The 20,893-nt window shown below is 72.9% G+C and carries 24 protein-coding genes; 20 read left to right on the top strand and 4 right to left on the bottom strand.

What is annotated here, in order from left to right:
- Window positions 1–5 precede the first annotated feature (5 nt).
- From NWP10_RS00120 to NWP10_RS00065, 12 genes are all read left to right on the top strand, one after another.
- Entirely contained in the window at window positions 6–623 is a 618-nt protein-coding gene (locus NWP10_RS00120) for an adenylate kinase (protein WP_017487824.1), read from the top strand.
- 5 nt (window positions 624–628) lie between these two features.
- Complete coding sequence (map, locus tag NWP10_RS00115; RefSeq protein ID WP_258299447.1) at window positions 629–1,471, top strand: type I methionyl aminopeptidase; 843 nt, start codon at window positions 629–631, stop codon at window positions 1,469–1,471.
- Between the two features lie 168 nt (window positions 1,472–1,639).
- Window positions 1,640–1,861, top strand: a complete 222-nt coding sequence (infA, locus tag NWP10_RS00110) for a translation initiation factor IF-1 (protein WP_026106783.1) — start codon at window positions 1,640–1,642, stop codon at window positions 1,859–1,861.
- Between the two features lie 35 nt (window positions 1,862–1,896).
- Entirely contained in the window at window positions 1,897–2,010 is a 114-nt protein-coding gene (gene rpmJ / locus NWP10_RS00105) for a 50S ribosomal protein L36 (protein WP_002857509.1), read from the top strand.
- Window positions 2,011–2,289: 279 nt separating this feature from the next.
- Window positions 2,290–2,658 (top strand): 30S ribosomal protein S13, encoded by a 369-nt coding sequence (rpsM, locus tag NWP10_RS00100; RefSeq protein ID WP_017487821.1) that lies wholly within the window; start codon window positions 2,290–2,292, stop codon window positions 2,656–2,658.
- A gap of 83 nt (window positions 2,659–2,741) precedes the next feature.
- Window positions 2,742–3,146 (top strand): 30S ribosomal protein S11, encoded by a 405-nt coding sequence (gene rpsK / locus NWP10_RS00095; protein WP_017487820.1) that lies wholly within the window; start codon window positions 2,742–2,744, stop codon window positions 3,144–3,146.
- Between the two features lie 132 nt (window positions 3,147–3,278).
- A complete protein-coding gene (locus tag NWP10_RS00090; RefSeq protein ID WP_026106782.1) occupies window positions 3,279–4,277 on the top strand; it encodes a DNA-directed RNA polymerase subunit alpha in 999 nt (332 codons plus the stop codon).
- 75 nt (window positions 4,278–4,352) lie between these two features.
- Window positions 4,353–5,096: a 50S ribosomal protein L17 gene (gene rplQ, locus NWP10_RS00085; RefSeq protein ID WP_017487818.1), complete on the top strand. Its 744-nt coding sequence runs from the start codon at window positions 4,353–4,355 to the stop codon at window positions 5,094–5,096.
- 166 nt (window positions 5,097–5,262) lie between these two features.
- Window positions 5,263–6,153, top strand: a complete 891-nt coding sequence (locus tag NWP10_RS00080; protein ID WP_258299446.1) for a tRNA pseudouridine(38-40) synthase TruA — start codon at window positions 5,263–5,265, stop codon at window positions 6,151–6,153.
- Between the two features lie 277 nt (window positions 6,154–6,430).
- Window positions 6,431–6,874, top strand: coding sequence for a 50S ribosomal protein L13 (rplM, locus tag NWP10_RS00075; RefSeq protein WP_017487816.1), 444 nt, complete (start codon window positions 6,431–6,433; stop codon window positions 6,872–6,874).
- Window positions 6,875–6,915: 41 nt separating this feature from the next.
- Entirely contained in the window at window positions 6,916–7,407 is a 492-nt protein-coding gene (gene rpsI / locus NWP10_RS00070; RefSeq protein WP_258299445.1) for a 30S ribosomal protein S9, read from the top strand.
- A 181-nt stretch (window positions 7,408–7,588) separates the two neighbouring features.
- Entirely contained in the window at window positions 7,589–7,858 is a 270-nt protein-coding gene (locus tag NWP10_RS00065) for a hypothetical protein (RefSeq protein WP_375162450.1), read from the top strand.
- 97 nt (window positions 7,859–7,955) lie between these two features.
- On the opposite strand, the gene NWP10_RS00060 is transcribed toward NWP10_RS00065, so the two are convergent.
- Entirely contained in the window at window positions 7,956–8,756 is an 801-nt protein-coding gene (locus NWP10_RS00060) for a peptidoglycan recognition family protein (RefSeq protein WP_258299444.1), read from the bottom strand.
- 168 nt (window positions 8,757–8,924) lie between these two features.
- On the opposite strand from NWP10_RS00060, the gene glmM reads away from it, so the two are divergent.
- A complete protein-coding gene (gene glmM, locus NWP10_RS00055; protein ID WP_026106781.1) occupies window positions 8,925–10,280 on the top strand; it encodes a phosphoglucosamine mutase in 1,356 nt (451 codons plus the stop codon).
- A 10-nt stretch (window positions 10,281–10,290) separates the two neighbouring features.
- Window positions 10,291–10,485: a hypothetical protein gene (locus NWP10_RS00050; protein WP_258299443.1), complete on the top strand. Its 195-nt coding sequence runs from the start codon at window positions 10,291–10,293 to the stop codon at window positions 10,483–10,485.
- Window positions 10,486–10,596: 111 nt separating this feature from the next.
- Here NWP10_RS00050 and mscL read toward each other — a convergent pair whose 3' ends face one another.
- The 3 genes from mscL to coaA all read right to left on the bottom strand — a co-directional run bounded on the left by mscL (window position 10,597) and on the right by coaA (window position 12,859).
- Window positions 10,597–11,022, bottom strand: a complete 426-nt coding sequence (gene mscL, locus NWP10_RS00045) for a large conductance mechanosensitive channel protein MscL (protein ID WP_258299442.1) — start codon at window positions 11,020–11,022, stop codon at window positions 10,597–10,599.
- Between the two features lie 68 nt (window positions 11,023–11,090).
- Entirely contained in the window at window positions 11,091–11,852 is a 762-nt protein-coding gene (locus NWP10_RS00040) for a D-alanyl-D-alanine carboxypeptidase family protein (protein ID WP_258299441.1), read from the bottom strand.
- A gap of 5 nt (window positions 11,853–11,857) precedes the next feature.
- The gene (gene coaA, locus NWP10_RS00035; protein ID WP_017487808.1) at window positions 11,858–12,859 is read right to left on the bottom strand and encodes a type I pantothenate kinase; all 1,002 of its coding nucleotides are present in this window, start codon (window positions 12,857–12,859) and stop codon (window positions 11,858–11,860) included.
- An 85-nt stretch (window positions 12,860–12,944) separates the two neighbouring features.
- Between coaA and galE the strand changes: the two genes are divergently transcribed.
- From galE to NWP10_RS00005, 6 genes are all read left to right on the top strand, one after another.
- Window positions 12,945–14,000, top strand: a complete 1,056-nt coding sequence (galE, locus tag NWP10_RS00030; protein WP_017487807.1) for a UDP-glucose 4-epimerase GalE — start codon at window positions 12,945–12,947, stop codon at window positions 13,998–14,000.
- A gap of 49 nt (window positions 14,001–14,049) precedes the next feature.
- A complete protein-coding gene (gene glmS, locus NWP10_RS00025; protein ID WP_258299440.1) occupies window positions 14,050–15,921 on the top strand; it encodes a glutamine--fructose-6-phosphate transaminase (isomerizing) in 1,872 nt (623 codons plus the stop codon).
- Between the two features lie 171 nt (window positions 15,922–16,092).
- The gene (locus tag NWP10_RS00020) at window positions 16,093–17,352 is read left to right on the top strand and encodes a serine hydrolase (protein WP_258299439.1); all 1,260 of its coding nucleotides are present in this window, start codon (window positions 16,093–16,095) and stop codon (window positions 17,350–17,352) included.
- A gap of 132 nt (window positions 17,353–17,484) precedes the next feature.
- A complete protein-coding gene (gene glgX, locus NWP10_RS00015; RefSeq protein ID WP_258299438.1) occupies window positions 17,485–19,614 on the top strand; it encodes a glycogen debranching protein GlgX in 2,130 nt (709 codons plus the stop codon).
- Window positions 19,611–20,396: a hypothetical protein gene (locus NWP10_RS00010; RefSeq protein WP_258299437.1), complete on the top strand. Its 786-nt coding sequence runs from the start codon at window positions 19,611–19,613 to the stop codon at window positions 20,394–20,396. Before glgX ends, NWP10_RS00010 begins: the two co-directional genes overlap by 4 nt.
- Window positions 20,393–20,770 carry a holo-ACP synthase gene (locus NWP10_RS00005; RefSeq protein ID WP_158491521.1) on the top strand — a complete coding sequence of 126 codons (378 nt, stop codon included), beginning with the start codon at window positions 20,393–20,395 and terminating at the stop codon, window positions 20,768–20,770. The genes NWP10_RS00010 and NWP10_RS00005 overlap by 4 nt, the downstream gene beginning before the upstream one ends.
- Window positions 20,771–20,893 lie beyond the last annotated feature (123 nt).

Here is a 20,893-nt window from a genome sequence, read left to right as displayed (position 1 = left end):
ACACGATGACCCGCATGCTGCTCATGGGCCCTCCCGGTTCCGGCAAGGGAACCCAGGCCACCCGGATCGCCGACAAGCTGGGGATCGTGGCGATCTCCACGGGCGACATCTTCCGCCACAACGTGAAGTCGATGACCCCGCTGGGCGTCGAGGCGAAGAAGTACATCGACAACGGCGACTTCGTCCCCGACGACGTCACCAACCGCATGGTCGCCGACCGCATCGCCCAGGCGGACGCCGAGCACGGCTTCCTCCTCGACGGCTACCCGCGCACCAAGGGCCAGGTGGAGGCCCTTGACGCGATGCTCACGGAGGCCGGCCTGGCGCTGTCCGCCGTCGTCGAGCTGGAAGTCCCGGACGCCGAGCTCGTGGAGCGACTTCTCAAGCGCGCCGAGATCGAGGGCCGCGCGGACGACACCCAGGAGGTCATCGAGCACCGCCTGGACCTGTACCACCGCGAGACCGAGGCGGTCATCCACGAGTACGTCGAGCGCGGCATCGTGGCCCGCGTCGACGGCACCGGCCAGATCGACGACGTGACCGAGCGCCTGCTCCAGTCCGTCTACTCGGTCCGCGCGGCCACCGGCTCCCTGCCGGTCATCGCCCCGGACACGGAGTCCTGACCTCCGTGGTCGGCCGCCGCTCGCTCGAGCTCAAGACCACCCCCCAGCTGCAGACGATGCGGCGTGCGGGGGTGGTCCTGTCCGCGGCGCTGGACGCCACGCTCGCCGCCGCCGCCCCCGGGGTCACCACCGCGGAGCTCGACGCCGTCTTCGCCGGCGTCCTGGCCGAACACGGGGCGTCGTCCAACTTCCTGGGCTACTACGACTTCCCGGCGACCATCTGCGCCTCCGTGAACGAGGAGGTCGTGCACGGCATCCCCGGGGACCGCGTCCTGCAGGCCGGAGACGTCCTCAAGGTCGACGGCGGCGCGATCGTCGACGGCTGGCACGCCGACTCGGCGCGCACCCTGGTGCTGGGCTCCTCGGAGGCCGGCACCGCGGACGAGGGCGACGAGCGCCTCTCCGCGATCACGCGCGAGGCCCTCTGGGTCGGGATCGCCGCCTTCGCCACCGCCAAGCACGTCGGGGACATCGGCGACGCGATCGACGACTTCGTCTCCGCGCAGCCGGGGGAGCCCCTCGGGATCCTCGAGGAGTACGTGGGCCACGGCATCGGCTCGTCGATGCACATGCCCCCGGACGTCTTCAACTACCGCACGGGCCACCGCGGGCCGAAGGTGCGTCCGGGCCTGGCCCTGGCGATCGAGCCCATGCTCGTCCGCGGCGGCATCGAGACCCGTGTCCTCGAGGACGACTGGACCGTGGTGACCGTCGACGGCGCCCGCGCGAGCCAGTGGGAGCACTCGGTCTGCCGCCACGCCGGCGGCCTCTGGGTGCTCACCGACCCGGACGGCGGCGCCTCGGAGCTGGAGCGCTTCGGCGTCGTCCCCGTCCCGCCGGGGGAGTAGCCCCGGGAGGCCGCACCCGCCGTCCCGTGTGGAACCCGGGCGCGGAATGCGGTACCATCGAACGTTGATCGTGTGCGTGCACTGTCGTGCGGCCTCGATCAGACCCGTTCCCGTCCCGCCGGTGCGGCCCTTCGCGGCCGGCCTCGGGGCATGACGATTGTGGAGGACATGGCTAAGAAGGAAGGTGTCATCGAGGTCGAGGGCACGGTGTCGGAGGCATTGCCGAACGCGATGTTCCGAGTCCGTCTGCAGAACGAGCACGTCGTGCTCGCCACGATCTCCGGAAAGATGCGTCAGCACTACATCCGCATCCTCCCCGAGGATCGCGTCGTGGTGGAGCTTAGCCCGTACGACCTCAGCCGGGGTCGCATCGTGTACCGCTACAAGTAAGAACCCCCGTCCAAGCGAGCGCAGGAGGAAGAGCCGTGAAGGTTCAGCCGAGCGTGAAGCGGATTTGTGACAAGTGCCAGGTCGTGCGCCGTAAGGGCCGCGTGCTGGTGATCTGCTCGAACCCGCGCCACAAGCAGCGCCAGGGCTGATCGCGTCCCCGGGAGACCGGGGAGCGACGCCACCGCGTTGACCACACCACCCATCCGGCCCATCCGGGCCGAACAGCAGGGACAGCGGTCCACCCCGAGCAGGGGAGGGCCTCCACCTCCGGCCGCAGGGGCCGGAGACCGACGACGGCGGACTTCCGTCGCGGAGCACGCCGGAGCTTCCCCGGCGCCGCGACGCGGGGATCCGCGGGGCCGCAGGCCGCGTCGTGCGGGACGTCCCTGGTGCAGACCCCTGCTGCAGAAGAACAGGAGGACGGCCACATGGCTCGTCTTGCAGGCGTTGACATTCCGCGCGAGAAGCGCGTGATCATCGCACTCACGTACATCTACGGTGTGGGCAAGACCCGCGCTGAGGAGACCCTCGCCGCCACGGGCATCGACCCGAACATCCGCGTGAAGGACCTCTCCGACGAGCAGCTGGTGCAGCTGCGCGACCACATCGAGGGCAGCTACAAGGTCGAGGGCGACCTCCGCCGCGAGGTGGCCGCCGACATCCGCCGCAAGGTGGAGATCGGCTCCTACGAGGGCCTGCGCCACCGTCGCGGCCTGCCGGTGCGCGGCCAGCGCACCAAGACCAATGCCCGCACCCGCAAGGGCCCCAAGAAGACGGTCGCCGGCAAGAAGAAGTGATCCTGCCTCGGCGGTGACCGCGTCCGGACCCGGACGCCCCGCCCGCAGCATCGGCACCAGCAGCTTTCCCGGAGGAGAAACACATGCCCCCCAAGACCCGCGCATCGGCCGCTCGCAAGCCGCGTCGCAAGGACAAGAAGAACATCACCGTGGGCCAGGCCCACATCAAGAGCACGTTCAACAACACCATCGTGTCCATCACGGACACCACGGGTGCCGTCATCTCCTGGGCCTCGTCCGGCGAGGTGGGCTTCAAGGGCTCGCGCAAGTCGACCCCGTACGCCGCGCAGATGGCCGCCGAGCAGGCCGCCAAGCGTGCGCAGGAGCACGGCATGAAGAAGGTGGACGTCTTCGTGAAGGGCCCGGGCTCGGGCCGCGAGACCGCCATCCGCTCCCTGCAGGCCGCCGGCCTCGAGGTGGGGTCCATCCAGGACGTCACCCCCATGGCCCACAACGGCGCTCGCCCCGCGAAGCGCCGCCGCGTCTGACCTGAGCGCTGTGTCCGCGTCCGCCCCCGCCGGGGGCGGACGCGGACAGGTCTGCGGACCTGCCCCCACCCCGTCCTCGTTTCCACCCACCGCGTGCGTCATATGGCGGACGCTCGCCGAAAGGAAATGTCCGTGCTCATTGCACAGCGCCCCACGCTGACCGAAGAGGTCGTCTCCGACCGTCGCTCCCGGTTCGTCATCGAGCCGCTGGAGCCCGGCTTCGGCTACACCCTCGGCAACTCCCTGCGCCGCACTCTGCTCTCGTCGATCCCCGGTGCTGCCGTGACCAGCATCCGCGTGGACGGCGTGCTGCACGAGTTCAGCACCGTCAACGGAGTCAAGGAGGATGTCACCGAGATCATCCTCAACATCAAGAAGCTCTCCGTCTCCTCGGAGAACGACGAGCCCGTGGTCGCCTACCTGCGCAAGCAGGGGGCAGGCGTCGTCACCGCCGCGGACATCACCGCGCCGGCCGGCGTCGAGGTCCACAACCCCGACCTGCACATCGCGACGCTGAACGCGAAGGGCAAGTTCGACATGGAGCTCACCGTCGAGCGCGGTCGCGGCTACGTGACCGCCGCCCAGAACAAGTCCGCGGACGCGGAGATCGGCCGGATCCCGGTCGACTCCATCTACTCGCCGGTCCTCAAGGTGACCTTCAAGGTCGAGGCCACGCGTGTGGAGCAGCGCACCGACTTCGACCGCCTCATCCTGGACGTGGAGACCAAGGAGAACATGCTGCCGCGCGACGCGGTGGCCTCCGCCGGCTCCACCCTCGTCGAGCTGTTCGGCCTGGCCCGTTCGCTCAACGTCGAGGCCGAGGGCATCGACCTGGGCGACGAGCCGGAGACCGCCGAGGGCTCGGCAGACCTGGCCCAGCCCATCGAGGAGCTCGAGCTCACCGTGCGCTCGTACAACTGCCTCAAGCGCGAGGGCATCCACACCGTGGGCGAGCTCGTGGGCCGTTCCGAGGCCGACCTGATGGACATCCGCAACTTCGGCGCGAAGTCCATCGACGAGGTCAAGGAGAAGCTCTACGAGCTGGGCCTGTCCCTCAAGGACTCCCCGGCCGGCTACGACCCGCAGGCGCACGCGCGTCAGATGGACGACGACCCGTTCTCGGACTTCTGAGCCGACCCCGCACCACCTGAAATCTTCGACCCGACGCCGCAGTCGGCTGAAGGGTCCCACCCGAGGAGAAACACCATGCCTACCCCCACCAAGGGTCCGCGCCTGGGCGGCAGCCCGGCCCACGAGCGCATCATGCTGGCGAACATGTCCGCCCAGCTGTTCGAGCACAAGTCGATCACCACGACGCTCACCCGCGCCAAGCGCCTGCGCCCGTACGCCGAGCGCCTGATCACCTTCGCGAAGAAGGGCGACCTGCCCGCGCGTCGCAAGGTCCAGGGCCTCATCGCCGCGAAGAACCGCACGAACAAGTCGATCGTGCACGAGCTGTTCACCGTGATCGGCCCGGCCATGGCCGAGCGCAACGGCGGCTACACCCGCATCACCAAGATCGGCAACCGCCAGGGCGACAACGCGCCGATGGCCGTGATCGAGCTGATCATGGAGCCGATCTCCGGCAAGCAGGCCGTGGTGCGCGAGGCCGAGCAGGCCGCCGCGTCCGCGCCGGCCGCCGAGACCGCGCCCGTGCAGGAGACCGCCCCGGTCGAGGCCGTGGACCCGGCCGCTACCGAGGACGTCACTGTGGCCGAGTCCCAGGAGGCCGCCGCCGAGATCGACGGCGCCGTGGCCACCACCGAGGACGGCTCCGCCCCCGAGGGCGCGTCCATCAAGGGCAACGCCAGCTCGAAGAAGTACCACGTGCCCGGCTCCCGCTGGTACGACCAGACCACCGCCGAGGTCTGGTTCTCCACCGTCGAGGAGGCCAAGGCCGCGGGCTTCGAGCCCGCCGGCGGCGAGGCCGCCCAGAAGATGGCCGACTGAATCCTGTCGACCACGGCGCGCCGTCCCTCGTGACGGCGCCGCGGCGAGGGCCGTCCACCACCGGTGGGCGGCCCTCCGCCGTCTCCGGCCCCCGCGGGCCCGCCGCCCGCCTTCCGCGTGCCAGCCCCGCCCTGCCGCCCCCGACCAGCCGACCTCGAGGAGCACCATGACCGAGCAGTCCGCCCCGTCCGCCCCCTCCGCGGCGCGCGTGGAGCCCGTGCGCGTCCGCCTCGACCTGGCCTACGACGGCGGCGCCTTCCGCGGCTGGGCCCGTCAGCCCGGCCTGGACTCGGTCCAGGGCGCCCTGGAGGACGGGCTCGAGCGGATCCTGCGCCGCCCGGTGCGCACCGTCGTGGCGGGCCGCACCGACGCCGGCGTCCACGCGCGCGGGCAGGTGGTCCACCTCGACCTCGCCGAGGGGGAGTGGGCCGGCCTGACCCGCGGCCGGCCGGACCTCGAGCCGGGAGCCTCCCTGACTCGGCGCCTGGGCGGGGTGCTCTCGGGCTGGGACGGCGCCGTCGTCGTGCACGGCGCCCGCCGCGCCCCCGCCGGCTTCGACGCGCGGTTCAGCGCGCTGTGGCGCGAGTACGAGTACCGGATCGACGACGCGCCCGACCGCCGGGACCCGCGCACGCGGGCCTTCACCCACTGGCACGGGGCCGCCCTGGACGAGCGGCTCATGGCCCTGGAGGCGGACGCGGTGCTGGGGCTGCACGACTTCCTCTCCTTCTGCCGGCCCCGCGAGGGGGCCACCACCATCCGCGAGGTCCAGGACCTGCGGGTGGCGCGGGACGAAGACGGCTCGGTCCGCGTGCGGATCCGCGCCGACGCGTTCTGCCACAACATGGTCCGGGCCGTCGTGGGCGCGCTGCTCCAGGTGGGTGAGGGCTCCCGCGCGCCGGGCTGGCTCGGCCTGCGGGTGGCGACGCCGGCGCGCGACTCCCAGGTCCGCCTCGCCCCGCCACGGGGCCTGACGCTGCTCGCCGTCGGCTACCCCGAGGACGGGGAGGGGCTGCGGCGCCGGGCCGAGGGGACGCGCGCCCGGCGGACGCTCTGAGGCCGGACCAGCCCGATGCCCTGACTTTTGGCGACGGGGCCCGGCTTCGGTAGGATGGGGGGACGTTGCGCATGCCCGCACCCGGATGCGTCGTGCCGCGAGTGGCTCAGTTGCATGGCCGTCAGCTCGCGCCGCACCCCCGGGGCATCGGGCCCGGACGCCTTCCAGCCCTCACCTGGGGGACCGGCGCGCACGGAGAACTGACAGCGCTCGCGCACCGGAATCACGACCCGGCGGGCAGGCGCTGTGACAAACACCGACCCTGAAGGCAGACAACGTGCGTACGTACTCTCCCAAGCCTGGTGACGCCGACCGCCAGTGGCACATCATCGATGCCACCGACGTCGTCCTCGGCCGCCTGGCCTCCCACACCGCCACCCTCCTGCGTGGCAAGCACAAGCCGACGTTCGCCCCCCACATGGACATGGGCGACTACGTCATCATCGTGAACGCCGAGAAGGTGGCCCTCACCGGCGCCAAGCTCGAGAAGAAGCGCGCCTACCGCCACTCCGGCTACCCGGGCGGCCTGAAGTCGCAGTCCTACGCCGAGCTGCTCGAGACCAACCCGGTGCGCGCCGTGGAGAAGGCCGTCAAGGGCATGCTCCCGAAGAACTCGCTGGCCGCCCAGCAGCTGACCAAGCTGAAGGTGTACCGCGGTGCCGAGCACCCGCACGCCGCCCAGCAGCCCCAGACCTTCGAGATCGGCCAGGTCGCCCAGTGACCCTGGCGGTCGACTGACGCGAACCTTCCCTGAGGAGAACCATGAGCATCAATGAGCACGACGACGTGGAGCTGACGAGCTACACCTCCGAGTCCACCGCCGCCGGCACCGAGGCCCCCGCCGCCTCCGAGCGCCCGGCCCTGACCGTGCCCGGCTCCGCCGTCGGCCGCCGCAAGGAGGCCGTGGCCCGCGTGCGCCTCGTCCCCGGCTCCGGCCAGTGGACCATCAACGGCCGCAGCCTGGAGAACTACTTCCCCAACAAGCTGCACCAGCAGGAGGTCAACGACCCCTTCACGCTGCTGGAGCTCGCCGGCGCCTACGACGTGATCGCCCGCATCCACGGCGGCGGTCCCTCCGGCCAGGCCGGTGCGCTGCGCCTGGGCATCTCCCGCGCCCTCAACGAGATCGACCGCGAGCACAACCGCCCGGCGCTCAAGAAGGCCGGGTTCCTGACCCGCGACGCCCGCGTCATCGAGCGCAAGAAGGCCGGCCTCAAGAAGGCCCGCAAGGCCTCGCAGTTCTCGAAGCGCTGATCCGCGCCGCGCGGCCCCGACCGCCGCGCACCCCGCGCCGACGCCCCGTCCCGCTCCTCGCGAGCGGGGCGGGGCGTCCGCCCTACCGGGGAGCAGACTGGGAGCGCATGGTGAGGAAGCCATGACGGGCCGCTCGCCCGTCCGGTGCGTGGTCCGGTCGAACACGACCTCAGGAACCGCCGTGGCTGAGAACACGAGCACCACCACCGAGACCACGCCCGCCGGCGGGCACGCCATGGAGGACGCCGCCGACGCCCGGTGGACCGTGGTGAAGTCGAACGACAAGAAGCGCGCCCGCCTCGAGGCGATCCGCCACGTGCTGCACACGCTGCCGTACCCGGACAAGGACGAGCGGATCGTGCACCGTCCGGACCCGCACATCTGCGCCCCGGCCACGGAGCTGTTCGAGACCGGCGAGGACTCCGGCGGCTCGTTCCCGCGCGTGCGCTGAGCCGGCCCCGGCCTGCCCGGCCCCGGACGCGACGGCGCCCCTCACCGATCCCGGTGAGGGGCGCCGTCGTCGTCGAGCGGGGACGCGGGGGAGGGGCTCAGTAGCCCTGCTCCTGCAGGTAGTCCGGGGTGACGTGGGCGTCGTCGAAGAGGTTGTCCGCGCCGAAGCCCTCGGAGACGTGGTACTCGCCCGTGGCCAGGGACAGGCGGACGTCCTCGCGCAGCACGGGCAGCTTGCCGTAGAACGCGTCGCCGCAGCAGCTGGTGGCGGTGACGTCGCGGTGGCCGATGATGCGCGAGGGCGGCAGCTCGTACTGCTGGCAGATGTAGGCGGCCAGTGGCACGAGGCCCGCGTAGAGGCTCTGCGGCGGCGGGTTCAGCGTGTACAGGCCCTCGCACTCGATCCCGAGGGCGTACGCGTTGAAGCCGAGGGCGTGGACGCCCAGCATGAAGGTCTGGCCCTGCTCCAGCGTGTAGCGGGAGCCGTGGCGGCCCTCCATGGCGAAGCCGCCGCGGGAGACGGTGAAGTGCTGGCCGGTGTCGCCCCAGTCGTTCAGCGTGCTCATGTGGGCGTTCTGGACCATCTTGGCGATGCTCTCGGCCGCCTCGCGGGAGCCGTCCGTGACGTTCGGCGTGGTGGTGTGGTGGATGACCAGGTAGGAGGGGCGCTCGTCGAGCGTCTGCAGATGGTAGTTGGGCTGCAGGGCGCCCCACTGCGCGGTGGTCAGGATGTCCGGGGCGGGCAGCCGCTTCGGTGCCGCCTCGGTCTCCTCGGCCTCCTCGGCCGCCTCGGGCCGGGAGCACCCGGCGACGCCGGCCGCGATCGCCAGGCCCGTGCCGCCCAGCACGGTGCGGCGCGTCCAGGGGCGGGAGGACGGAGTCGGAGACTGCTCGGGCATGGGGCGGGTCCTTCTGTTCGGGGCGGGAGTCCGCGTCGACGGCGGCGCGCTCAGGCACGCGGGCGCGGGTCGCACGGACTCGTCCGGTCCGATGCTACCGGTCCCGGTCCCGTTTCGTGACCTCCCCGTGATGCAGGCCGCAGGGGGCGGGTCCTACACTGACTGATCATGTCGAGATTGTTCGGAACCGATGGCGTCCGTGGCCTGGCCAACGAGACCCTCACCGTGGAGTTGTCCGTCCAGCTGGCCCAGGCCGCCGCGCCCGTGCTCGGCGCCGAGGCGCTGGAGGCGGGACGACGCCCCGTCGCCGTCGTGGCCCGCGACCCGCGCATCAGCGGGGAGTTCATCGCCGCCGCCGTCCAGGCGGGCCTGGCGTCCTCGGGCGTAGACGTGTGGGACGCCGGCGTGCTCCCCACGCCCGCGGCCGCCTACCTCGTGGGGGACCTGGGGGCGGACTTCGGCGTCATGATCTCCGCCTCCCACAACCCGGCCCCGGACAACGGCATCAAGTTCCTGGCGCGCGGCGGCGAGAAGCTCACCGACGCCCAGGAGGACGAGATCATCCGCCACCTCGAGGGCGTCGAACCGCGACGCCCCCAGGGCGCGGACGTGGGCCGGGTCAAGGTGTTCTCCGACGCCGAGGACCGCTACGTGGTGCACCTGCTCCAGGCGCTGCCGCACCGCCTCGAGGGGCTGAAGGTCGTCCTGGACTGCGCCCACGGCGCGGCCGCGGGCTGCTCGCCCGAGGCGTTCCGCGACGCCGGCGCGGAGGTCGTCGTGATCGGCGCGTCCCCGGACGGGCTCAACATCAACGAGGGCTACGGCTCCACCCACCTGGAGAAGCTCCAGGCGGCCGTGCTCGAGCACGGCGCCGACCTGGGCATCGCCCACGACGGCGACGCCGACCGCTGCCTCGCCGTGGACGAGCGCGGCGAGGTGGTGGACGGCGACCAGATCATGGGCGTCATGGCCGTGGCCATGAAGGACCGCGGCGTCCTGCGCGACGACACGCTCGTGGTGACGGTGATGTCCAACCTCGGCCTGAAGCTGGCCATGGGCCGCGAGGGCGTGCAGCTCGTGGAGACCCAGGTCGGCGACCGCTACGTGCTGGCCGGCATGAAGCTGGGCGACTACTCCCTCGGCGGCGAGCAGTCCGGCCACGTGATCTTCTCCGACCACGCCACCACCGGTGACGGCGTGCTCACCGGCCTGCAGCTGGCCGCCCGCGTGGCCGAGACCGGCCGGCCGCTGTCCGCCCTGGCTGCCGTGATGGACCGCCTGCCGCAGGTGCTCGTGAACGTGCGCGGCGTGGACAAGTCCCGGGCCGCCGAGGACGTGGCCGTCCAGGCCGCCGTCGCCGAGGCCGAGGCCCGGCTGGGCGAGACCGGACGGGTGCTGCTGCGCCCCTCGGGCACCGAGCCCGTCGTGCGCGTCATGGTCGAGGCCCCGGACGAGGAGACCGCCGGCCGCGAGGCCGAGGCGCTGGCCGACGTCGTGCAGCGCGAGCTGCGCCTGCACGTCTGAGGGGGCGCCCGTGAGCTCGGAGGCGGTGCCCCGGCCCCCGCGGTGGTCCCTCTTCGGGGCGCTGCTGGCGGGGCTCGCCGTGCTGTGGGGCGCCGCGTTCCTCGCGGTGGACGCGCCCGTCTGCGAGCGGCACGGCGCCCCCGTGGAGTGGCTGCCGTGCCTGGACCGGGACCGGGGGGACCCGGACGTCGCGCCGCAGCGCTGAGCCCGCCCCCGGCACGCCGGATCGAAGAGGGCCGCCGGACCACACGAGGAAGGGCCCGGGACGACTCGTAGGAGTCGTCCCGGGCCCTTCGCGGTCCGGCGGGCGGAGAGGTCAGAGGGTGGTGTGCGTGGTGCCGGCGGCGCCGCCGCGCTGGGCGGACAGCAGGTCGCGGATCTCGGTGAGCAGCGCGACGTCCTCCGGGACCTCCTCCTCGGCGGGGTCGATGCCGAGGCGGCGGTTGCGGCGCTCGATCATCTTGTTCATCGGCAGGACGATGGCGAAGTAGATGGCGGCGGCGACGAGCAGGAAGTTGACGACGGCGGTGAGCACCACGCCGAACTTCACGAGCACGCCGTTGATGTCGAGGACCAGCCAGTCGTCGAAGCTCGGGGCCGCGAACAGCGCGGCGATCAGCGGCATGAGGACCGAGTCGACGACGGCGTTGATGACGGCGCCGAACGCGGCGCCGATGACGACGGCAACCGCCAGGTCGATGACGTTGCCCTTCATGATGAATTCCTTGAAACCCTGAAGCATGGGCACGAGTGTAGACCTCGCCCCGGCCCCTGTCCCTATGATCTGCGTCGCCGCAGGAATCGCCCAGGTCAGCCGGTGTAGTCGGGTGCCGCGGGCAGTCCCCAGGCGGTCTCCAGCACGCCGCCGGCCGCCTCGATCCGGCCCGCCGCGGCGGGGCCCACGTAGCGCAGGTGCCAGGGCTCGGGGGCGTAGCCCGTGACGTGCTCCGCCCCCGCGGGATAGCGGACCACGAACCCGTGCTCGGCGGCGTGCTCGGCCACCCAGCGGCCGGCCGCGGTGTCCCCGAAGCAGGCCTCGAGGTGGCACTGCGGGGACTCGGGGTCGCCCACGTCCCACGCGAGGCCGGTCTGGTGCTCGGAGTGGCCGGGCCGGGCCGAGACCCGGTCCGCCTCCTGCCGCCCGAGCTCGTCCACCCAGTGGCCGTAGGTCTGCGCCTGGTATGCGTGGGAGCGGTAGGCGCTGAGGGTGCTGAGGGCGTGCCCGCTCCGGGCGGCGGCCTCGATCAGCCCGCCGGCGGCCCGGGCGGCCTCGGCGCGCAGCGGCAGGTCGGAGCCCGGCACGGGGACGAGGTCCTGCGGCGCCCAGTCCACGGGGGAGAGGGGGCGGGCCTTGTTCACGACGACGTCCAGGGCGGCCGGGTCCGCATGCGCGCCCGCGGGAGCGACGGAGGAGGGGGCGGGGCCCGTGGCCGTGCCGCTCGGCGAGGCGGACGACGCCGCCGGGGCCGACGTCGTCGTCGAGGGCGCGGGCTGCCCGTCCGAGAGCGAGCAGCCGGCCGCGAGGGCGGCGAGCACGGCCAGGCCGGCGGCGGGCAGCGCGCGGCGGGCCACCGGCCTCAGACCTTCCTCAGGAGCACGCGGGTCACCTCGTGCTGGGCGTTCTTGGTGAGCACCAGCCGGGCGCGCCCGCGGGTGGGCTGCACGTTCTGCTGCAGGTTCGGGCCGTTGATGGAGTCCCAGATGGACTCGGCGGTGCCCTGCGCCTCGGCGTCGGAGAGCGTGGCGTAGCGATGGAAGTAGCTGCGCGGGTCCGCGAACGCGCCCGAGCGCAGGCCCATGAACCGCTCGATGTACCAGGAGCGGATCCAGTCCGCGCGGGCGTCCACGTACACGGAGAAGTCGAAGAAGTCCGAGACGGAGAGCCCGGCCGTGCCGTCCGCGCGGGTCACCGGCGGGGCCAGCACGTTGAGGCCCTCGACGATCAGCACGTCCGGGCGGCGCACCACCTGCTCCTCGCCCGGGACGATGTCATAGGTGATGTGCGAGTAGACGGGCGCGCGCACCTCCTGCGCCCCGGACTTCACGTCCACCATGAAGCGCAGCAGCGCCCGGCGGTCGTAGGACTCGGGGAAGCCCTTGCGGGCCATGATGCCGCGCTCCTGCAGCACTGCGTTGGGGTGCAGGAACCCGTCCGTGGTGATCAGCTCGACGCGCGGGGTGGTGGGCCAGCGGCGCAGCATCTCCTGGAGCACGCGGGCCGTCGTCGACTTCCCGACGGCGACCGAGCCGGCCACGCCGATCACGTACGGGGTGCGCCCCGTGCGCTCCCCGAGGAACGCGTTGGTCGCGCTGCGCAGCGCCCCGGAGGCCTCCACGTTGATGCTCAGCAGGCGCGACAGCGGCAGGTACACCTCCGCCACCTCGCGCAGGGACAGGTGCTCGCCGAGGCCGCGCAGCCGCTCGACGTCCCCCTGGTCGAACGGCTGGGCCATCTCCGTGGCGAGCCGGGCCCAGGTCTGGCGCTCGAGCTCCACGAAGGGGGAGCGGTGGTGGTCCGAGACCGGGTCGTCCTCGAGGTCCTCGGGAACCGGCGGCGCGGGCTGGGTGGAGTCCTTCACCCCACCAGTATGGTGCCGCGCCGGCCTCGGCCCGGCCCGGGGACGCACGCGGCGCGGCGTCACGGGGGCGGCATAGGATCGGCCCATGCGCGTGCTCGTGACCGGCGGAGCCGGCTACCTGGGGTCCCACACCGTCGTGGTCCTGCTCGAGGCCGGCCACGACGTCCTGGTGCTGGACAGCCTCGTGGCCGGCTCGACGGCGCCGCTCGAGCGGGCGGCCGAGCTCGCCGGCGTGGCCCTCGGCGGCCGGCGGCTGGACCTCGTGGTCGCCGACATCCGCTGCCCGGCGGACTACCGGGCCGCCCTGGAGGCCTTCGCACCCGAGGCGATGGTGCACTTCGCCGGCCTGAAGTCCCCGGCCGAGTCCCTGAGCCGCCCGGCCGACTACTACGACGTCAACGTGGGCGGCACCGCCGCAGTGGCCGCGGCCGCGCTCGCGGCCGGGGCGCGGACCGTGCTGTTCTCCTCCTCCGCCACCGTCTACGGCGACCGCGCCCCCGTCCCCGTGGACGAGGCGGCCCCCACGGACCCGGTCTCGCCCTACGGCCGCTCCAAGCTGATGGCCGAGCAGGTCCTGCGGGACGTCTGCGCCACCACGGACGGCGTGGGCCTGGCGATGCTGCGCTACTTCAACCCCGTGGGCGCCCACCCGTCCGGCCGGCTGGGGGAGGACCCCCGCGGCGTCCCCGCCAACCTCATGCCGTTCGTGGCGCGCGTGGCGACGGGGGCCTACCCGGAGCTGCAGGTCTTCGGGGCGGACTTCCCCACTCGGGACGGCAGCGCCGTGCGGGACTTCATCCATGTGATGGACCTCGCCGAGGCGCACCTGGCCGCCCTGGCGTGGCTCGCGGCGCGCCGCGGGGACGGGGCGGAGCCGACGACGCGGGTGTGGAACATCGGCCGCGGCGAGGGCGTGACGGTCTTCGAGATGGTGCGCGCGTTCGAGGAGGTCACCGGGGCGCGGATCCCGTGCCGCGTGACGGCGCGGCGCGCCGGGGACATCGCCGAGTCGTGCGCGGCGGTGGACGCCGTCGGGGCCGAGGTCGGCTGGCGGGCCCGGCGCGACGTCACCGCCATGGTGCGCGACCTGTGGGCCTGGCAGCGGGCCCATCCCCACGGCTTCGGCACCGGCGCGGCCTGAGCCCGGCCGCCGTCAGCGGAAGGGGCCCGCGCCCGGTATCCTCGTCCGCATGTGCGGAATCGTCGGATACATCGGCCAGCCCTCCTCGACCCGTGAGCACGGCGCTCTCGACGTCCTGATGGAGGGGCTGCGTCGACTCGAATACCGCGGATACGACTCCGCCGGCGTCGCCGTGGTGGACGGCGGCGAGCTGTACCACCGCAAGAAGGCGGGCAAGCTCGCCAACCTCGCCCAGGAGCTCGAGGAGCGCCCCGTGCCCACCGGCCTCGTGGGCATCGGCCACACCCGCTGGGCCACCCACGGCGGGCCCACCGACGTCAACGCGCACCCGCACGTGGCGGACGAGGGCCGCCTGGCCATGATCCACAACGGCATCATCGAGAACTACGCCGAGCTGCGCGAGGAGCTGCTGGCCAAGGGCGCACAGTTCCTCTCCGAGACGGACACCGAGGTCGCCGCGCACCTGCTCGCGGACGTCTACCGCAACGCCGGCGGCCAGGACCTGACCCGCTCCCTGCAGCTGGCCTCCCAGCGCCTCGAGGGCGCCTTCACCCTGCTGGCCGTGCACGTGGACCACCCGGACCGCGTGGTGGCCTCCCGCCGCAACTCCCCGCTCGTCGTGGGCCTGGGCGAGGGCGAGAACTTCCTCGGCTCCGACGTCTCCGGCTTCATCGACTTCACCCGCGAGGCCATCGAGCTCGAGCAGGACCAGGTCGTCACCATCACCGCCGAGGGCGTGGAGATCACCGACTTCTCCGGCAACCCCGCCGAGGGCAAGCGCTTCACCGTGGACTGGGACGCCTCCGCCGCGGAGAAGGGCGGCTTCGAGACCTTCATGGAGAAGGAGATCCACGACCAGCCGCAGGCCGTGCAGGACACCCTGCTGGGCCGCATGGACGCCGCCGGCGTCCTCGTGCTGGACGAGCTGCGCATCGACCCGGAGGAGCTCAAGGCCGTCAACAAGATCATCGTCCTGGCGTGCGGCACCTCCGCCTACGCCGGCACGGTGGCCAAGTACGCGATCGAGCACTGGTGCCGCATCCCGGTCGAGGTCGAGCTCTCCCACGAGTTCCGCTACCGCGACCCGATCATCGACCCCAACACGCTCGTGGTCTCCATCTCCCAGTCCGGCGAGACCATGGACACCCTCATGGCGGTCCGCTACGCCAAGGAGCAGGGAGCCCGCACGGTGTCCATCTGCAACACCAACGGCTCCACGATCCCGCGCGAGTCCGACGCCGTGCTCTACACGCACGCCGGCCCGGAGATCGCCGTCGCCTCCACCAAGGCGTTCCTGGCGCAGATCACCGCCGCCTACCTGCTGGGCCTCTACCTGGCGCAGCTGAACAAGAAGCTGTTCAGCGGTCAGATCAAGGACATCCTGGCGGACCTGCACGCCATCCCCGGCAAGATCCAGGAGATCCTGGACGACAAGGAGCAGGTCAAGGAGCTGGCCCGCTCCATGGCGGACACCTCCTCGGTGCTCTTCCTCGGCCGCAACGTGGGCTACCCCGTGGCCATGGAGGGCGCGCTCAAGCTCAAGGAGCTGGCCTACATCCACGCCGAGGGCTTCGCCGCAGGCGAGCTCAAGCACGGCCCCATCGCCCTGATCGACGACGGCCAGGCCGTCTTCGTGGTGATGCCCTCCCCGATGGACCGGCACTCCCTGCACGCCAAGGTCGTCTCCAACATCCAGGAGGTCCGCGCCCGCGGCGCCCGCACCTTCGTGGTGGCCGAGCGCGGCGACCAGGCCGTGCGCAGCCACGCCGAGGTCGTCATCGAGGTCCCGGAGACCCAGCCGATGCTCATGCCGCTGCTCACCACCGTGCCGCTGCAGATCTTCGCCCTCGAGCTGGCCTCCGCCAAGGGCTACGACGTAGACCAGCCGCGCAACCTCGCCAAGTCCGTGACGGTGGAGTGATCCTCCGCCGCTGAGGCCGCCGCGGCCTCGCCCCGGGCCCGGTCGCCGTTCGGCGGCCGGGCCCGAGCCGTCCCGCAGGAGCGTGGCCGGCCAGGGCGGTAGGGTGATCCACGTCACGGTCGCCATGGGCGCCGTGGCCTTCCACCCCCACCGATCCCGAGGAGCCCGCCCATGTCCACCTCCCGTCGCCGTCTGACCCAGGGGCTGGCCGCCGGTGCGGCCTGTCTCGCCCTGCCCGCGGGCCTCAGCGCCCCCGCGGCCGCTGCACCCTCCGCGCGGTCCTCCCGCACCCCGGACAGCGCCGCCCTGCAGGCCGCGCTCGAGGCACTCGTGCAGTGGCCGGTGGCGGGCGCCGTCTGCGCGGCCGCGAGCCCCGCCGGACTCGTGGAGCTCGCCGCGGGGCGCCGTTCCACGGCCTCCCCGGCCCCGGCGCGTCCGCAGTCCGTGGCCCGCGTGGCGAGCGTGACCAAGGCCATGACCGCCACCGTGGCCTTCCAGGAGATCGAGCGGGGCACCCTGCGCCTGGACTCCACGATCGGCGAGGTCCTGCCCGGGCTGTGGCCCGGCCGCGAGTCCGTGACGCTCGGCCAGCTGCTCAACCACACCTCAGGGATGCCCGACGCCGTCTGGGTGCTGATGGACCACGTGTCGCTGTGGGACCTGCCCCTGGAGCACGTGCGCGACGTCGTCGCCCGCTCCTACCCGCCGCGTGAGCTGGTGGAGCTGGCGAAGCAGGACGGCTGGTGGTTCGAGCCCGGCACCGACTGGGGTTACTCGAACACGGGATACGTCGTCGCCCAGCTCATGGTCGAGGCGGCGGCGGGCCGTCCGCTGTCCTCCCTCATCCGCGACCGTGTCTTCCGCCCGGCGGGCATGCACCGCACGCGCCTGGAGGAGGGCGCCCTGGTGCGGGGCGCCGAGATGGAGGACGCCGCCGTCCGGCCCGGGCAGACCATGCGGCTGCAGACGATCGACCAGTCCGTGTTCGCCGGCGCCGCGGCCGTCAACGCCACGGCCGGGGACGTCGTGCGCTTCTACCAGGCCCTGATGCGGGGCCGTCTGGTCGGCCAGGCCTCCGTGGACGCGATGGTCACCCCGGTGGGCGCCGCCCGGGCGGCCGCCTACGGCTACGGGATCTTCCAGGTCCCGGACCCCGTCCGCGCCGGCGAGGTGCTCTACGGCCACGACGGCGGCGGATTCGGCTCCGCCTCGCTCGCCGTGTCCAGCCGGGACGGCTCCCGGGCCATGGCGTTCACCTTCGTGGGGCGCCCGTACTGGGCGGCCGGCGCGAACGAGGTCTGGCCACGTCAGACGGCGGTGCTGCGCGCGGCCATGTCCCTGTCCGGCACCGCCGGGCGCCCGGGAGGCTCGGCGGGCCGGGCCGCCGCGGGGGCGGCCCACACGGCCGTGGGCGGCACGCGCCTGGGCTGAGGCCCCGGCCACGCCGCCCGCCGGCCGGGCCAGGCCTGGCCGGCGCCGGCCCGGGTCCGTGCCCCTACGCCCCAGTAGACTCCCGGAGGGAGCCCGATGGTCGGGCCCCGTCGAACGACCCCTCGGAGAGTCATGCACACTGTGGACATCGGCCAGCCGTACCCCCTCGGGGCCACGGTGGACGAGACCGGAACGAACTTCGCCGTCGCGCTGGCCCGCGAGGCGGAGTCGGTCGAGCTGTGCCTGGTGGACGAGGACGGCGTCGAGACCCGCCTGCCCGTCGTGGAGCGCCACGGCACCACGTGGCACGTCCACGTGGCCGGCGTCGGGCACGGCCAGCGCTACGGCTACCGCGTGACCGGCCCCTGGGACCCCTCCCGCGGCCTCTGGCACAACCCGGCGAAGATCCTCGTGGACCCGTACGCCCGCGCGTTCGCCGGCGAGCACGAGTGGGGCCAGCAGCACCACTCCTACGACTTCGACGAGCCGGACCGCATGGACACCTCGGACAACCTGGGGACCACCATGCTCGGCGTCGTCACCGACGACGACTTCGACTGGGGCGAGGACGCGCCGCCCAGCGTCGCGCTCGCGGACACCGTGATCTACGAGACCCACGTGAAGGGCATGACGAAGCTGCACCCGGCGGTGCCCGAGGAGCTGCGCGGCACCTACGCCGGCATGGCGCACCCCGAGGTCGTGCGCCACCTCACGGACCTGGGGGTGACCGCCGTCGAGCTGATGCCGGTCCACCAGTTCGTGGACGACGCCACCCTGCAGGAGAAGGGCCTGAGCAACTACTGGGGCTACAACACGCTCGGCTTCTTCGCGCCCCACGCCGCCTACGCCGCCTCCCGGGAGGTCGGCGGCCAGGTGCGCGAGTTCAAGCAGATGGTGAAGGACCTCCACGCGGCCGGCCTCGAGGTGATCCTCGACGTGGTGTACAACCACACCGCGGAGGGCAACGACAAGGGCCCCATGCTGAGCATGCGCGGGCTCGACAACGCCGGCTACTACCACCTCGTCGAGGGCGACGAGCGGCACTACATGGACTACACCGGCACCGGCAACTCCGTGGACCTGTCCAGCCCCAAGGCCCTCCAGCTGGTCATGGACTCGCTGCGGCACTGGGTCACGGAGATGCATGTGGACGGCTTCCGCTTCGACCTGGCCACCACCCTGACCCGGGTGGAGGGCGAGCAGGGCCCGGACATGTTCTCCGCGTTCTTCGACGTGGTCCGCCAGGACCCGGTGCTGCGCACGGTCAAGCTCATCGCCGAGCCGTGGGACGTGGGCTGGGGCGGCTACCAGGTGGGCAACTTCCCGGGCATCTGGTCCGAGTGGAACGGCATGTACCGGGACACCGTCCGCGACTTCTGGCGCGGCGAGCCCGGCACGCTCGGCGAGTTCGCCACCCGCCTGACCGGCTCCGCGGACCTCTACGAGGGTGACGGGCGCAGCCCGGGCGCCTCGGTGAACTTCGTCACGGCCCACGACGGCTTCACGCTGCGCGACCTCGTCTCCTACAACGAGAAGCACAACGAGGCCAACGGTGAGGGCAACAACGACGGCGACTCCCACAACCGGTCCTGGAACTGCGGCGTGGAGGGGGAGACCGACGACCCCGAGGTCCTCACCCTGCGGGCCCGTCAGCAGCGCAACTTCCTGGCCACCCTGCTGGTGAGCCAGGGCGTGCCGATGATCAGCCACGGCGACGAGCTGGGCCGCACCCAGGGCGGCAACAACAACGTGTACTGCCAGGACAACGAGATCTCCTGGATCGACTGGTCCGCGGTGGACGACTCGCTCGTGGCGTTCACCCGCGACCTGATCGCGCTGCGCCATGACCACGCGGTGTTCCGCCGCCGCCACCACTTCGACGGTCGCCCCGCGGCCCGCGACGTCGAGGCGCCCCTGCCGGACATCGTGTGGCTCGAGCCGGACGCGACCGCCAAGACGGAGGACGACTGGGGCGCCGAGGCCCGGTCGATCGGCTTCTACCTCAACGGGCACACCCTCACCCGCGGGGACGAGGACGAGGAGGGGCCCTACCGCGACTTCTACGTGCTCATGAACGCCTGGTGGGAGCCGGTGCCCTACACCCTGCCCGGCCCGCTCTTCCCGGAGACATGGGAGGTCGTGGTGGACACCTCGTCCCACGTGGCCCCCAGCGGATCCCGCCCGCGCGTGCGCGCCGGCGAGGTGCTCGAGGTGCCCGCCCGCTCCACCGTGATCCTGCGGCAGGTCCCCGAGGGCGCATGAGCGAGGGCTCGGACCGGGCGCGCGCCCGGCGCGGCGCGCGAGGCGTGCCGCGCGGGGTGCGGGCCCTGCTGTCCGCCGCGGCGGGCACCGCCGCCCTCGCCCTGGCGTTCGGGGTCGGCTGGGCCGCGCACGCCGTGACCTCCCCGCGCCCGGACGACCCGGAGCGCGTGGACGCCCTGCTGGTGCTCTACAGCCAGCCCCGGGTGTACGACGCCGCGATCGAGCTGGCCGCCGACGGCGTCGCCGACCGCCTGTTCGTCTCCGCGCACCTCGGCCCGGACGGCCACGAGCGCCTGTGCGGCCCCGAGGAGCGGCGGGACCCGCGCCTGGCCGGCGTGAGCGTGGAGTGCTTCGCTCCCGACCCGCTCACCACCCAGGGCGAGGCGATGCACGCCGCCGCCCGCATGCGCGAGCTCGGCCTGGAGCACCTCGGCGTGCTCACGTTCCACCAGCACCTGGAGCGCTCGCGGCTGCTCGTCGAGCGGTGCTGGACGCCCCAGGAGGGCCGGGTGTCCATGTTCGCGTTCGACGCCGGGCTGGACCGGTGGGGCCGGGTGCGCCACGGCGCCTACGGGGTGCTCGCCTACGGCAAGACAATGGCGACCCCCGGCTGCGACCAGGAGCTGCCCGGCGTGCTGCAGTGGCCCCTGGACCTGGCCAAGCGGCTGCGCGGCCAGCCGGTGGGCGCCGAGGCCGGCGCCGCCGGTCCCGCTGGGGCCGTCTCGGCCGCCCCCGCCGCCGCGACGCCCGCGGCCCCGGCACGAGGAGAGGGTCCGGCATGATCGTGGGAGTCGGGATGGACGTGGTGGACGTGCCGCGGTTCCGGGCGCAGCTGGAGCGCACGCCCGCCCTGCGCGAGCGCCTGTTCACGGAGGACGAGCGGGACCTGCCCCTGCGCTCGCTGGCCGCGCGGTTCGCCGCGAAGGAGGCGATCGCCAAGGCGATGGGCGCCCCGCCCGGGATGATGTGGCACCACTGCTGGATCCCGCGCCCGGACCACGGCGACGGCCGCCCCACCGTGCACCTCACCGGCACCGTGCAGGCCCAGGCCGAGGCGCAGGGCATCACGCACTGGCACCTGTCCCTGAGCCACGACGGCGACGTGGCCGCCGCCTACGTGGTGGCCGAGCGCCGGGCGGGGGAGGACGGGGCATGAGCGTCGAGGAGCTGCGCCGCGTCGCGGTCGCCGGATCCGCGGTGCGCGCGGCCGAGGCACCGCTGCTGGCCGCCGGCCGCGGCCCGGCGATGATGCGCGACGCCGCCTGGGCCCTCGCCGAGC

Source organism: Micrococcus sp. HG099 (genome assembly GCF_024723355.1).
Lineage (GTDB): Bacteria > Actinomycetota > Actinomycetes > Actinomycetales > Micrococcaceae > Micrococcus > Micrococcus endophyticus.
The sequence above is the reverse complement of the archived record's forward strand: the minus strand, read 5'-3'. Positions and strand labels throughout refer to the sequence as shown.

Bases quoted from the DNA above. Each gene is read 5' to 3' on its own strand.
- galE (WP_017487807.1), top strand. From the start codon at position 12,945: ATGCGCGTGCTCGTGACCGGCGGAGCCGGCTACCTGGGGTCCCACACC.
- NWP10_RS00010 (WP_258299437.1), top strand. From the start codon at position 19,611: ATGAGCGAGGGCTCGGACCGGGCGCGCGCCCGGCGCGGCGCGCGAGGC.
- glgX (WP_258299438.1), top strand. From the start codon at position 17,485: ATGCACACTGTGGACATCGGCCAGCCGTACCCCCTCGGGGCCACGGTG.
- NWP10_RS00080 (WP_258299446.1), top strand. From the start codon at position 5,263: ATGACCGAGCAGTCCGCCCCGTCCGCCCCCTCCGCGGCGCGCGTGGAG.
- NWP10_RS00060 (WP_258299444.1), bottom strand. From the start codon at position 8,756: ATGCCCGAGCAGTCTCCGACTCCGTCCTCCCGCCCCTGGACGCGCCGC.
- rplQ (WP_017487818.1), top strand. From the start codon at position 4,353: ATGCCTACCCCCACCAAGGGTCCGCGCCTGGGCGGCAGCCCGGCCCAC.
- rpsI (WP_258299445.1), top strand. From the start codon at position 6,916: ATGAGCATCAATGAGCACGACGACGTGGAGCTGACGAGCTACACCTCC.
- rpsM (WP_017487821.1), top strand. From the start codon at position 2,290: ATGGCTCGTCTTGCAGGCGTTGACATTCCGCGCGAGAAGCGCGTGATC.
- NWP10_RS00120 (WP_017487824.1), top strand. From the start codon at position 6: ATGACCCGCATGCTGCTCATGGGCCCTCCCGGTTCCGGCAAGGGAACC.
- NWP10_RS00020 (WP_258299439.1), top strand. From the start codon at position 16,093: ATGTCCACCTCCCGTCGCCGTCTGACCCAGGGGCTGGCCGCCGGTGCG.
- infA (WP_026106783.1), top strand. From the start codon at position 1,640: ATGGCTAAGAAGGAAGGTGTCATCGAGGTCGAGGGCACGGTGTCGGAG.
- glmM (WP_026106781.1), top strand. From the start codon at position 8,925: ATGTCGAGATTGTTCGGAACCGATGGCGTCCGTGGCCTGGCCAACGAG.
- rpsK (WP_017487820.1), top strand. From the start codon at position 2,742: ATGCCCCCCAAGACCCGCGCATCGGCCGCTCGCAAGCCGCGTCGCAAG.
- NWP10_RS00005 (WP_158491521.1), top strand. From the start codon at position 20,393: ATGATCGTGGGAGTCGGGATGGACGTGGTGGACGTGCCGCGGTTCCGG.
- mscL (WP_258299442.1), bottom strand. From the start codon at position 11,022: ATGCTTCAGGGTTTCAAGGAATTCATCATGAAGGGCAACGTCATCGAC.
- glmS (WP_258299440.1), top strand. From the start codon at position 14,050: ATGTGCGGAATCGTCGGATACATCGGCCAGCCCTCCTCGACCCGTGAG.